The sequence below is a fragment of the Microvirgula curvata genome, from assembly GCF_054781615.1.
The window spans coordinates 1-13114 of sequence record NZ_BAAGUB010000014.1 but is presented as its reverse complement, the minus strand read 5'-3'; the positions used below and the strand labels follow the sequence as shown (position 1 = coordinate 13114).

At 65.0% G+C, this 13114-nt stretch carries 8 protein-coding genes; 2 read left to right on the top strand and 6 right to left on the bottom strand.

The window, feature by feature from the left end; genetic code table 11:
* The first annotated feature begins 118 nt into the window (after positions 1-118).
* Positions 119-1075, top strand: coding sequence for a calcium-binding protein (locus ACYVG8_RS08200; protein ID WP_107889745.1), 957 nt, complete (start codon positions 119-121; stop codon positions 1073-1075).
* A gap of 92 nt (positions 1076-1167) precedes the next feature.
* Here the strand turns inward: ACYVG8_RS08200 and ACYVG8_RS08195 are convergent, their stop codons facing one another.
* Positions 1168-3984, bottom strand: coding sequence for a valine--tRNA ligase (locus tag ACYVG8_RS08195; RefSeq protein WP_107889744.1), 2817 nt, complete (start codon positions 3982-3984; stop codon positions 1168-1170).
* A 133-nt stretch (positions 3985-4117) separates the two neighbouring features.
* On the opposite strand from ACYVG8_RS08195, the gene mltA reads away from it, so the two are divergent.
* Entirely contained in the window at positions 4118-5311 is a 1194-nt protein-coding gene (mltA, locus tag ACYVG8_RS08190) for a murein transglycosylase A (protein WP_460745371.1), read from the top strand.
* Here the strand turns inward: mltA and ACYVG8_RS08185 are convergent.
* From ACYVG8_RS08185 to ACYVG8_RS08165, 5 genes are all read right to left on the bottom strand, one after another.
* Positions 5292-6917, bottom strand: coding sequence for a CHASE2 domain-containing protein (locus ACYVG8_RS08185; protein ID WP_460745370.1), 1626 nt, complete (start codon positions 6915-6917; stop codon positions 5292-5294). The two genes, mltA and ACYVG8_RS08185, sit on opposite strands and share 20 nt — an antisense overlap.
* Positions 6910-8442, bottom strand: a complete 1533-nt coding sequence (locus ACYVG8_RS08180) for a FecR family protein (RefSeq protein WP_460745369.1) — start codon at positions 8440-8442, stop codon at positions 6910-6912. Before ACYVG8_RS08180 ends, ACYVG8_RS08185 begins: the two co-directional genes overlap by 8 nt.
* Positions 8443-8874: 432 nt before the next feature.
* The gene (locus ACYVG8_RS08175) at positions 8875-10056 is read right to left on the bottom strand and encodes an acetyl-CoA C-acetyltransferase (RefSeq protein WP_028498782.1); all 1182 of its coding nucleotides are present in this window, start codon (positions 10054-10056) and stop codon (positions 8875-8877) included.
* Positions 10057-10129: 73 nt separating this feature from the next.
* Complete coding sequence (locus ACYVG8_RS08170) at positions 10130-11893, bottom strand: PHA/PHB synthase family protein (RefSeq protein WP_028498783.1); 1764 nt, start codon at positions 11891-11893, stop codon at positions 10130-10132.
* A 270-nt stretch (positions 11894-12163) separates the two neighbouring features.
* A complete protein-coding gene (locus ACYVG8_RS08165) occupies positions 12164-13057 on the bottom strand; it encodes an AEC family transporter (protein WP_028498784.1) in 894 nt (297 codons plus the stop codon).
* Positions 13058-13114: the final 57 nt, after the last annotated feature.

The following is a 13114-nucleotide window of genomic DNA, read 5'->3' as shown; positions in this document are numbered from 1 at the left end:
GGATGGACAATCAGAGTTTTCCAATGAAAAACAGGGGATTGTCTGAATGACAGCCCGAATCCCGTCGGCGTAGCGTGAAGTCTTCCGGTCATACCACGACCGCACAGGGAGAATCCGCATGCAGACCGCACCCAGCCCCCTCCAGATCGACCTTGCCAACCACCCCGTCGCCAGCCTCACCCCGCTGATCGGGCAACTGCAGTCCGCCGGCTGGCGCCAGCACAATCCGGAACAGGCCCTGTCCCACCTGTCGCTGCTGCAGGTCGCCGCGGCGCTGCACCCGCAGCATCCCGGCGTACAGCGCATGCTGGCCAATGCCCATGCCGGCCTCGTCGACGGCAACGCCGCCACGTTCTTCAGTCCGGACAGCGGCGCGACGGGCGGCCCCGGCAGCATCGACATCCTGCTCGGCGGAGCGGCCGCGGACATCGGCTGGGGCAGCGGCGCGGACGATGGCATCGCCGGCGGCGCCGGTGACGACATGCTGATCGGCAACGGCGGCAGCGATTTCCTGCTCGGTGGCGCTGGCGATGACCTGCTGATTGCGGACCATTACTGGTTCCGCCTCGAGCCAGGCGCCAACCCCGACAGCGCCAACCACCTTGAGGGCGGACGCGGCAACGACCAGCTTTACGGCGGTACCGGCGCCGACAACTACTACTTTTCCCCTGGTGACGGCATCGATACCGTCCGGGAAAACGGGTATTACGATTACCCCGGGTACGATACCGCCACCGATCGCATCGTGCTGGGTGCCGGCATCGCGCCGGCCGACGTTTCCGTCAGCCGCGAGCTTGCCAGTCTGGTTCTGGACTACGGTCCCGGCGGCGACCGGATCACCATTGCCGGCTGGTACGACTCGCCACACCAGCGCATCGAGCAGCTGGTATTCAACGATGGCACGGTCTGGAACGGAGACCAGCTGGAAGCGGCCGGGCAGCGCCGGATCGACCACCAGGTCGACCAGCTGGTCACGGCCATGGCGGCCTTCTCCCCGCCCGCCGCTGGCCAGACCACGCTGCCGGCAGCGTACCGCGACACGCTGGCACCGGTGATGGCGGCCAGCTGGTCATAGGCAGACGGACGTCAGAACGCCGCTTTCCCTCGCGGAAAAGCGGCGTTCCGGATGGCCAGGCGGCGCGCCCTCACGGACGCCCCGCCCCGCACTCAGCCCTGCAGTCTGGCCAGCTGGCTGCGGGTCTTGTCCAGCTTGGCGCCGAACTCGGCCAGTTGCGCCTTGTCGCGCTCGACCAGATGCGCCGGAGCGCGGGCGACGTAGGCGTCGTTGCCGAGCTTGCCGGACAGCTTGGCGACTTCACCTTCCAGCTTGGCGATTTCCTTGTTCAGGCGGGCGCATTCGGCGTCCTTGTCGATCTCGACCTTCAGCATCAGCCGTGCCGTGCCGGAGATGGCTACCGGTGCATCATCTTCCGGCAGCTTGTCGACCATGGCCGCGTCGGACAGGCGGCCAAGCAGGCGCGCATACGGCAGGAAATCGGCATAGTCGGCCGGGCCTTCGACCAGCAGCGGTGCCTTGACGGCCGGGCCGAGATTCATCTCGCCGCGCAGGTTGCGGATGGCGTTGACCATGTCCTTGAACGCATCCATGCGCGCATTGGCGACGGCGTCGATCTTTTCCGGCTGGGCCACCGGCCATCTGGCGATCATGATCGAGTCGGTATGCCGGGCGTTGGCCAGCGGCGCCACGGTCTGCCACAATTCCTCGGTGATGAACGGCATCAGCGGGTGAGTCAGGCGCAGCGTGGTTTCCAGCACGCGCACCAGCGTGCGGCGGGTCGCGCGCTGCTGGGCGGCGTCACCGTTCTGGATCTGCACCTTGGCCAGTTCCAGATACCAGTCGCAGTACTCGTTCCAGATGAATTCGTAAATCGTCTGTGCGGCGATATCGAAGCGATAGCTGTCCAGCGCCTCGGTCACCTCGGCTTCGGCCTGCTGCAGACGGCCGATGATCCAGCGGTCGACGAAGCTGAACGACAGCGGCAGGCTTTCATCCTGACCGCAATCCTGCCCCTCGACATTCATCATCACGAAGCGGGTTGCGTTCCACAGCTTGTTGCAGAAGTTGCGATAGCCTTCCGCGCGCTTGAAGTCGAAGTTCACCGAACGGCCGAGGCTCGCATAGCTGGCCATGGTGAAGCGCAGCGCGTCGGTGCCATAGGCCGGGATGCCTTCCGGGAACAGCTTTTCGGTCGCCTTGGCGATCTGCGGTGCCTTTTCCGGGCGGCGCAGGCCGGTAGTGCGTTTCTTGACCAGCGGTTCCAGCGCGATACCGTCGATCAGGTCCACCGGGTCGATGACGTTGCCCTCGGACTTCGACATCTTCTTGCCTTCGTGATCGCGCACGATGCCATGGATGTACACGTCACGGAACGGCACCTTGCCGAGGAAGTGCGTGGTCATCATGATCATCCGGGCAACCCAGAAGAAGATGATTTCATAGCCGGTCACCAGCACCGACGACGGCACGAAGGCGCGCAGTGCTGCAGTGTCGGCCGGCCAGCCCATGGTCGAGAACGGCACCAGCGCCGAGCTGAACCAGGTGTCGAGCACGTCCTCGTCGCGGCGCAGCGGCTTGCCGCCGGACAGTTGCAGCGCTTCGGCCTCGGTTTCGGCCACGTAGCAGCGGCCGTCCTCGTCGTACCAGGCCGGAATCTGGTGACCCCACCACAGCTGGCGGCTGATGCACCAGTCCTGGATATTGTTCATCCACTGGTTGTAGGTGTTGACCCAGTTTTCCGGGATGAAGCGCACTTCGCCGCTGGCAACGGCATCGATGGCCTTCTGGGCGATGCTCTTGCCGGTCGGGTCATTGTCGCCAACTTTGGACATGGCGACGAACCACTGGTCGGTCAGCATCGGCTCGATCACCGAACCGGTACGGTCGCCACGCGGCACCATCAGCTTGTGCGGCTTGACCTCGACCAGGAAGCCCTGGGCATCCAGGTCGGCCACGATCGCCTTGCGCGCGTCGGCGGTCGACAGACCGGCATAGGCGGCAGGCAGGTCGATCGTGCCTTCGGCGGTGCCGTCGAACGCGAAGACCTGGGCCTTGGCCAGCAGGGTTGCCTGCAGGCTCATCACATTGATCAGTTGCGTGCCGTGGCGCTTGCCGACCTGATAGTCGTTGAAATCGTGCGCCGGGGTGATCTTGACCAGACCGGTGCCGAATGCGGCATCGACGTAGTCGTCGGCAATGACCGGAATCCGGCGGCCGGTCAGCGGCAGTTCCAGCATCTGGCCAACCAGGTGCGCATAGCGCTCGTCACCCGGATTCACCGCCACGGCCACGTCGCCGAGCATGGTTTCCGGACGGGTGGTCGCCACCACGATCGACGCCTCGCTGCCGACTACCGGGTAGCGGATATGCCACATGTGGCCGTCTTCCTCGACCGACTCCACTTCGAGGTCGGACACGGCGGTGCCGAGCTTCGGGTCCCAGTTGACCAGCCGCTTGCCGCGGTAGATCAGGCCCTGGCGGTACAGGCGGACGAACACGTCGGTCACGATGCCGGCGCGGGTGTCGTCCATGGTGAAATATTCGTTCGACCAGTCGACCGAGCAGCCGACGCGACGCATCTGGCTGGTGATGGTGCCGCCGGACACGTCCTTCCATTCCCATACCTTGCGGATGAAGGCATCGCGGCCGAGGTCATGCCGGCTGATGCCCTGCTCGGCCAGCTGGCGCTCGACCACGATCTGCGTGGCAATGCCGGCATGGTCAGTGCCGGGTACCCACAGCGTGTTGTCGCCCTTCATGCGATGGAAACGGGTCAGGCCATCCATGATGGTCTGGTTGAATGCGTGCCCCATGTGCAGGGTGCCGGTTACATTGGGCGGCGGCAGCTGGATGGCGAAGGACGGACGGGTTTCGTCCATGTTCGGCGCAAAGTGGCCGGCCTGTTCCCATTGATCGTACCAGCGGCGTTCGATGTCGCCCGGTTCAAAGCTCTTGGCGAGTTCCATGTGTGGATGCAGCAATTCAGGTGAAAAATGAGGTCGATTATAGCCGAAAGACTGCCTCGCGCCGGACTAAGCACAGCATCGCCATCGCGGGGGTACAATCGCCCTCTTTTTTGCTGAACCTGGCCGTATATCCATGAACGTTCGCCGCCTGAGCGCACTGACCTGCTCGCTGTTGCTGGCCGCCTGCGCCACCCAGACTCCCGTCCCGACGCCGACCACGCCGCCGGTGTCGCCGCCCACCACGCCGCAGCAGCCACCGGTCAAGCCGTCCGGCGCCAGGGCGACCTATCACCAGACCAGCTTCGCCACCCTGCCCGGCTGGCAGGACGGCGACACGGCTGCCGGCTGGCAGGCATGGCTGATCTCGTGCCGCACCGTGGCCAGGCGTGCCGGCTGGGGTGACGCCTGCGCGGCATCGGCCGGCGTCAACCCGCAGGACCCGGCGGCGATCCGCCAGTTCTTTGAATCCCGCTTCACCCCCTGGCAACTGGCCGACGGCCAGGAAACCGCCGGCATGATCACCGGCTACTACGAGCCGCTGCTGACCGGCAGCCGCTCGCGGACCACACAGTCGACCGTGCCGCTGTATCCGGTGCCGAACGATCTGATCAACGTCGATCTGGCCAGTGTCTATCCGCAACTGAACGGGTTGCGGCTGCGCGGCCGGCTGGTCGGCCGCAAGCTGGTGCCGTACTGGACCGCCGGCGACATCGCCGACGGCAAGGGCGTGTCGCCCGGCAACGCGCTGGTCTGGGTCAATGACCCGGTCGAAGCGATCTTCCTGCAGATCCAGGGTTCCGGCCGGGTGCAGCTGCCCGATGGCAGCATGGTCCGGGTCGGTTATGCCGACCAGAACGGTCAGCCGTACAACTCGATCGGCCGCTACCTGATCGACAAGGGTGAACTGAAGGCGTCCGAGGCGTCGATGCAGGGCATCAAGGCATGGGCGAAACGCAATCCGGAACGGCTGAAAGAGCTGTACACCGCCAACCCGAGCTATGTGTTTTTCCGTGATCTGGGCGCGGCCGAAGGTGGCCCGCTTGGCGCCATGGGCCTGCCGCTGACCGATGGCGGCAGCATTGCCGTCGACCCGAAGAGCACGCCGCTCGGCGCGCCGGTCTGGCTGTCGACCACGCTGCCGAACAGCAATGCGCCACTGCGCCGGCTGGTCGGCGCACAGGATACCGGCGGCGCGATCAAGGGCGCGGTGCGCGCCGACTTCTTCTGGGGCTTTGGCGACGAAGCCGGCGCACAGGCCGGCCGCATGAAGCAGCGCGGCCAGATGTGGTTGCTGCTGCCGAACGGCGTCAAGCCGCCGCAGGGCTGACCGGCACGACGGTCCGGCCGGCCACCCGGACCTGGTTGCGCCCGTTCTTCTTCGCCTCGTACAGCGCCTCGTCGGCCTCGACAAACAGCTCGCGCTGGTTGCCTTCCGCCCCCACCGCGCGGCAGACCACGCCGACGCTGCAGGTGACAATGCCGCCACCATTGGCCGGATGCGGAATCCGCAGCGCTTCGAGGTTGGCGCGAACGCTTTCCGCCACCGCATTCATCTCGCCCTTGCCGGCGCCGGGCAGCAGGATAGCGAACTCTTCCCCGCCGATACGGGCCGCCAGGCCCTTGCGCGGACAGGCTGCGAGCAGCACGCTGCCGACCCGGCGCAGCACATCGTCACCGGCGGCATGGCCGAAGTGGTCGTTGTACAGCTTGAAATTGTCGATATCGAGAATCATCAGCCCGATCGGTCGCTGCCGCCCGTTCGGCATGTTGATCGCGCTGCGGAAGGACTCGTTGAAGCACAGCCGGTTGCCGACCCCGGTCAGCGCATCGGTCAGCGCCAGCTTCTTGAAACGCTGCTGGTCAATGATGGACTCGACCAGCACCGACACCAGCAGAATCAGCGCCAGACTGGCGAGCGGCAGCCAGAACCGGAACGCAAAGTAGGCGGTGACACTGCACAGCAGCAGGGCCAGCGCCGCGCCACAGCCGACGGCCAGCACCGACGTCGGTCTGATGAACGGGTGCACGAGCAGCCACAGCAGCGCCGGGCACAGCAGCAGCCAGGTCAGCCAGTCGGCGTCCAGCGTCTTGATCAGGCTGCCTTCCATCGCCCCCTGGGTCGCGGCGGCATTGATGACCACGCCGGGCATGTCCGATACCGGCGTCCGGTACACATCGCCCATGCCGCGCACGGTCACGCCGACATAGACGATCTTGCCCTGGATGGCCTCGATATTCCCGGTCGAGCCGAGCACATCGACATAGGACAGCGTCGGGTAGCCGACCTTGCCGCTGAAATACGGAATCTGCCGTTCGCCCGAACGCGCCCAGCCATCGAGCGTCGCCATGCTGCCCGGCGGCACGGCCTTGCGTGTCGTGCCCAGCACGCTGGTGGCGAAAGCCGGCCACACCGGCGCCCCGAGCCCGCTGTGCAGATAGAAACGGCGAATCAGGCCGTCGCTGTCCCGCTCGAAATCCAGCGTCCCCAGCCCTTTCGCCGCAGCGACCAGCGCCGGCAGCGGCGCCACTTCCTTCGGCTTGCCTTCGGCGTTTTCGACCACGATCGGCAGGTAGACATGGCCGTGCCGGCGCATTGCCCGCGCCAGCTCCAGGTCGGATTCCGGCTGCGGCGACGGGTCGGCAATAATCAGGTCCAGCGCCACCGCCCGGGCCCCGTGCAGCCGGTCCAGCAGATGGGCATGCAGCTCGCGCGGCCACGGCCAGCTGCCAAGCTGGCTCAGGCTGCGCTCGTCGATGGCGACAATCACGATGTCATCACTGCTCGGGCTGGCCTTCAGCTCGGACAGGCCATCGAGCAGCCACAGATCGATCCGGGTGCTGCCCTGGTGCAGGATGACGGCAATCGTCAGCAGCATGACCACAATCGGCATGCCATGCCGGCGCAACCAGGCCAGCGTTCTGTGTTTAGCCAAGTATCTGGATCTCTTGCTGTTCAACCTCATGATAATCAGGCGCATCGATGTCGATGCGGGCCCGATAAGGACCGGACGGCAGCGTCTTCGGCAGGACCCAGACCGGCTGGCTCGCGACCGCGCGGTACACGACCTCCTGACCGGGGCGGCTCAGCGTCAGTGCATAGCTGGCGCCATCGACCGGGTGCGCACGTGCACGCACAGCCATGCGTACATCGTTGAGCCGGGCGCGGAAACCGGCGCCGGCCTCCAGCTGGCGATGCTCGCCGAAAGGGCCGGCCACGCCGCCGGCATCGAGCTGGGCGGCGCGCCAGAACCAGATCCCGGCCTGCGGCAGCGTGATCGACGCATGGTCGCGATCCATCTGCTGCCGCAGCACCGGGGCCGCAAAGGCGCGATCGCGGGAAAATTCGACCAGCCAGCGCTGCCCGTCCGTGGCGCCCAGGTTGAGGCTGACCTGGTTGCCGGCCGCCATGATGCCATTCATCGGTTCGACAATAAACGGCGGCGGCGGGAAGGCATGCACACTGAACGCATGCACGGACGGATACCCGTTGAGCCCGCTCGGCAACTTGCCGCGTACCGTCAGCAGATAGCGGCCGTTGTCGCTGACCCGGACAACAGCCCGCGGGACGGTGGTCTCGCTGCTCGCATACTGGCCGGACTCGCCCTGCAACGAGTACGCATAGGCGGTCGCGCGCGGCACGGCCGGCCAGGCGAACTGCACGCCCGGAAACGCGCTGCCGGCCGGTAGCCCGGCCAGATCCGGTGCAGCCGGCAACGACTCGACCCCGCTGTCGCCCCTGCCCTGACGCATCATCACGCCGTAGCCGGCGCTGACATTGACCGGACGACCGTCCTGCCGGACTTCAACCTTGCCCTCCAGCACCTCGGTGCCGGATTCGGCCGGGTCGTCGACGCGCACGCGGAACTGCGTACCACGCACCGCCGTCACCGCACTCGGGGTCTGGATGTCATACCGGTTCGGCATCAGCGGATTTCTGGTGATGCGGCTGTCAATGCTGCCGCGTTCGAGCCGGATATCATTGCTGGTGGCCTGGGTGCTCGGGTAATGCGTGGTCTGCCTGATCGTCAGCCGGGACTTCGGCCCGATTTCACTGACCGAGCCGTCCTCGTAGCGAATGATGATGACGGCGTTCTCCGCCGTCTCGATGATGTCGCCGGCCTCCAGTTCCTGCTTTTCCACCAGCGGCCGGCTGCCGTTGTGCCGCTTCAGGCTGCCGTTGCCGGTCACGGCCATGACCACCGGCCGGCCGGGGCGCTGCTTCATCCACTCGAGCGGAATGCGGATATCCCTGCCAGTCAGGATGGCATGGGCGTTGGAAATGCGGTTCAGCCGCTGCAGCGCCGGGATATAGGACACATCCTTCAGGTGCAGGGTGGCAATGCTCCACAGGGTATCGCCCTGGTAGACGTGATAACGCCATTCAGTGACCGCTTCGGCAGCCAGGCAGCCGGGGGCCAGCAGCAGGCTGGCCAGCGCCGCCAGCGCAATTTTTTTCATTATGGGTTTCTGCCGTATCGAATCCCGGCCGGGCGTGCCGATGCCCGCGGGAAGTCCAGTCCCGCCGATAGCAGCCGTTCGCTACCGGTCATGGAAGATCTGATTCGTTCTTTTTTCAATAGCAGAAAGATTTATACAGCATATCCAGCCAAATTGACCGGATGTTCAGCAGCCAGACGGCGCGGGAACGGCATCCGGGAGTGGAAGTTGCTGCGGAATCGATACCGGAAAGCACAGTGAACACACAGCGGTTCCCGTTCGTCGGATTGCCCGGCCGGCGCGAACAGTGTTGTGGCAGCGACACAACAGTCATGGCACGCCAAAAGAAAACGGCGGCTGCCCGGGGCACCCGCCATCTGTTCATTCATACCCTGCAACACCGTTCCCCGCGACAGCGGGAGGCAGGCAGTCTGTGCCTGCCTCGGTGAGTCGTCAGACGCGTTCGACCGCCAGCGCCACGCCCATGCCGCCGCCGATGCACAGCGTGGCCAGGCCCTTGCCGGCTTCGCGGCGCTGCATTTCATGCAGCAGCGTCACCAGCACGCGGCAACCGGACGCCCCGATCGGGTGACCCAGCGCGATCGCGCCGCCATTGACGTTCACCCGCGACAGATCCCATTCCAGTTCGCGCGTCACGCCGAGCGACTGCGCGGCAAACGCTTCGTTGGCTTCGATCAGGTCCAGATCGCCCAGCGACCAGCCGGCCTGCTTCAGCGCCTTGCGGGTAGCGCTGACCGGACCCATGCCCATGATTTCCGGTGCGCAGCCGGAGAGCGCATAACCGGCGACGCGCGCCAGCGGCTTCAGGCCCAGTTCCTGCGCCTTTTTGGCCGACATCAGCATGACGGCGGCCGCGCCGTCGTTCAGGCCCGACGCGTTACCGGCGGTCACGGTGCCATCCTTCTTGAACGCCGGGCGCAGCTTGGCCAGGCCTTCCAGCGTCGCGCCGTGCTTGATGAACTCGTCGCTGTCGAACATCACCGGATCGCCCTTGCGCTGCGGCACGGCGACCGGCACGATTTCCGCGGCGAACTTGCCGGCCTTCTGTGCGGCTTCGGCACGATTCTGCGACGTCACCGACAGCTGATCCTGCTCTTCGCGGCTGATGCCGTACTTGGCAGCGATATTCTCGGCCGTGATGCCCATGTGGTACTGGTTGTACACATCGGTCAGACCGTCGTAAACCATGCTGTCCACCAGCTGGGCATTGCCCATGCGGAAGCCGTCGCGCGAGCCCATCAGCAGGTGCGGCGACAGCGACATGTTTTCCTGGCCGCCGGCGATGATGATGTCGGCATCACCCAGCGCAATGGCCTGGGCCGCCAGATGGGTCGCGCGCAGGCCGGAGCCACACACCACGTTCAGCGTCGAGGCCGGCGTGGTCACCGGCAGGCCGGCCTTGATCAGCGCCTGGCGGGCCGGGTTCTGGCCGACGCCTGCGGTCAGGACCTGACCGAGGATGATTTCGCTGACCGCTTCGGCACTCACGCCGGTTTCCGCCAGCAGCGCCTTGATCACGGTCGCGCCGAGATCAGGGGCACCGACCTTGGCCAGCGAGCCGGCGAAATTGCCGATGGCGGTCCGCTTGGCGGCAACGATGACGACTTCTTGCATACTTTTCTCCTGGGGGGCGACCGGCGGTTCATCGCCGCCGGCCTGGATCTCAATTGTAGGAAAAACGGACCGGTCAGGCCGAAACCATCACCCGCGACTGTTCCTTGACATAGCGGCCCGGTGCCGGCTCGATGACTTTATAGTCCTTGTTGCCCGGCGTTTTCGGTGCGGCAATTTCCTTGCCCGAACGCGGTGCGAGCCAGCTGTCGAAGTCCTGCCACCAGCTGCCCGGCCGCGACTCGGCACCTTCGAACCATTCGTCGGCCGAATTCGGCAGCGACTCGTTGACCCAATAGTTGCGCTTGTTCTTGCTGACCGGGTTGATCGAGCCGGCAATATGGCCCGACGCGCCCAGCACATAGCGGCGTTCCGGTGCGCCGGTCAGGTACTTGACGCCGGAGTACGACGATTTCCACAGCACGATGTGGTCTTCGCGCGCAGCAAACACGTACAGCGGGATGTCGATGGTGCCGACGTCGATCTTCACGCCGCACAGCGTCAGCGCACCCGGCTGGATCAGCTTGTTGTTGGTGTACAGCTCCTTCAGCAGGAAGGTGTGCATCGGCATCGGCAGGTTGGCCGCGTCGTTGTTCCAGAACAGCAGGTCGAACGGCGGCGGGGTCTTGCCGAGCAGGTAGTTGTTGACGACGTAGTTCCACACCAGATCATTGGCGCGCAGGCTGGCAAAGGTCTTGCCGATCTCGATGCCCGACACGATGCCGCCGTTGCCGGTGGCGATAATGGCTTCCCGGGCGCGGATCACGTTCGGGTCGATGTACATCTTGATATCGCCCGGCTCGGCGTGATCGATCAGCGAGGTCATGAACGTGGCCGATTCGAACCAGTCGAGGCCGCGCGCCTTCAGCACGCACAGGGTAGTGGTCAGGATCACGCCGCCGACGCAGAAGCCCAGCGCATTGATCTTGTCCTGGCGGGTGATCTTGCGCACGGCATCGGCCGCCGTGATCACGCCGTCCTCGATGTAGTTGTCCCAGGTATAGGTCTTGATGCGCTCGTCAGCGGACTTCCACGACACCATGAACACGGTGTAGCCCTGGCCGACCAGATAACGCATCATCGAGTTGTCCGGCTGCAGGTCCATCAGGTAGTACTTGTTGATGCACGGCGGCACCACCAGCAGCGGCCGCTCGTGAACCTTGGCCGTGGTCGGCGTGTACTGCAGCAGCTGGAACAGGTCGTTCTCGAACACCACCGCACCCGGCGTGACCGCCACGTTGACGCCGACCTCGAACTTCGAGTCGTCGGTCATCGAGATGCGGCCCTTCTGCATGTCGTCGAGCATGTGCTTCATGCCCTCGACCAGGCTCTCGCCCTTGGTCTCGATCGCGCGCTTCATCACCTCGGGGTTGGTGACGGCAAAGTTGCTCGGGCTCATGGCGTCGATGTACTGGCGGGTAAAGAACGCCATGCGTTCCTTCTGCTCTTCGTCCACCTGGGCACCGTCGACCATTTCGGTCAGCCACTTCGACGTCAGCAGGTAGTTCTGCTTCAGGAACTTGTAGTACGGATGCTCGTTCCATTCCGGTGCGGCGAAGCGCTTGTCGGCCGGCGCGCCCTCCTCGCCTTCGGCCGGCTTGCCGAGGAAGCTCATCCACATGTTCATCTGCTGCTGGTAGAACGATTGCTGCACGGCCAGCCAGCTGCTCGACTGCTCGGCCAGACTCCCCCACAGTTTCGCGAACGGCGCCATCTGGTCATCCGGCAGGTGCAGTTTGCTCATATTGTTGACGATCTGCTGCAACATGGCCGTATTGCGCTCGGTCAGGCTGGTAAAGAAATTCTGAAGCAACTCGTTATTTGGTGTGTTGGAGTTCACGGTCGTCTCCTGCATTTGGGGCGATACGGTTCTAATCACACGCCGCCACCGGGTCCGACAGGGTACGTCGGTCCGGTGGCGGCCCAGTCGTTACAGGCCACCGCTCATGCCGGTGACCTGGCGATTCTTCACTGCCGGAAACCACGGGCAGTCGGGCATGCGGCGGGGGTCCGGATGCGCCCCCGGCCGGATCGTCAGGTTAATGGCTCAAGGTTACAGTCAATCAGGTTTCCCCATATTGCATTAAATCAATCGCTCCAGTTGCATCCATCATGCCAGAGATAGCCATAGCGGCATGGTCAACATGGCGGCAAATACATGCAGCGTAATGATCGACGCCACCAGTTGCCCGTCGCCGCCCATGCGCGTGGCAAGGATGTAGGCACTCGACGCCGTGGGCAATGCAGCAAGAATCACTGCCGCCTGACGGTAGGTACCACCGACCTCCAGCAACGCCGCACAGCCGATCGCCACCGCCGGCAGCACCAGCAGCTTGACCACGGTCAGGTAGTTGACCAGGGCCAGCCGCGCCCGCAGCGCACCGAGCCGCAGCCCGGCACCGACGCACAGCAGGCCCATGGTGATCGCAGTGACCGAAAACAGGTTGCCGATCCGCTCCAGCGCCGCCGGCAGCTCGATGCCGATGCCCTTGCACAGCAATCCGCCCAGCGTCGCCAGGATCAGCGGGTTGCGCAGCAGTTCGCGCCACAGCGAACCCCCGCTGTGCCGGGCCAGAAACCAGACGGCGGCTGCGTTCGCCAGCGGAATGATGAAGCCGACCAGCAGTGCGAATGTCGCCACCCCGGCCGGCCCCGCCACCCGGTCGACCACCGCCAGCCCGATATAGGTGTTGAAACGGAACGCACACTGCACGCTGGAAGCGAACGAGCGCGAATCGTCACGCGACAGCCAGCGACCGGCCATGCCCAGCCCGACACCGGTCAGGGTAAACGCAAAGCCGACCAGCACCATGTCGCCGGCCTCGCGCAGGTCGAGGCTGGAGCCGACCACCGACCGGAACAGCATGACCGGGAACAGCACGTAGTAGACCAGCTTCTCCAGCTGGAGCCAGAAGTCGCCGCCATAACCGAAGCGCCGCTTGAGCAGGCAGCCAAACAGGATGATCAGAAAGTCCGGCAGCAGGATGAGAGCGTTGTCGAGCATGTATTCTTTTGCGGGTCCCGTGCGGATAGCTGCGATGCAATATGACATTCACGCTAC

Coding starts and splice junctions, on each gene's coding strand:
- ACYVG8_RS08200 (WP_107889745.1), top strand. CDS start 119: ATGCAGACCGCACCCAGCCCCCTCCAGATCGACCTTGCCAACCACCCC.
- ACYVG8_RS08195 (WP_107889744.1), bottom strand. CDS start 3,984: ATGGAACTCGCCAAGAGCTTTGAACCGGGCGACATCGAACGCCGCTGG.
- mltA (WP_460745371.1), top strand. CDS start 4,118: ATGAACGTTCGCCGCCTGAGCGCACTGACCTGCTCGCTGTTGCTGGCC.
- ACYVG8_RS08180 (WP_460745369.1), bottom strand. CDS start 8,442: ATGAAAAAAATTGCGCTGGCGGCGCTGGCCAGCCTGCTGCTGGCCCCC.
- ACYVG8_RS08175 (WP_028498782.1), bottom strand. CDS start 10,056: ATGCAAGAAGTCGTCATCGTTGCCGCCAAGCGGACCGCCATCGGCAAT.
- ACYVG8_RS08165 (WP_028498784.1), bottom strand. CDS start 13,057: ATGCTCGACAACGCTCTCATCCTGCTGCCGGACTTTCTGATCATCCTG.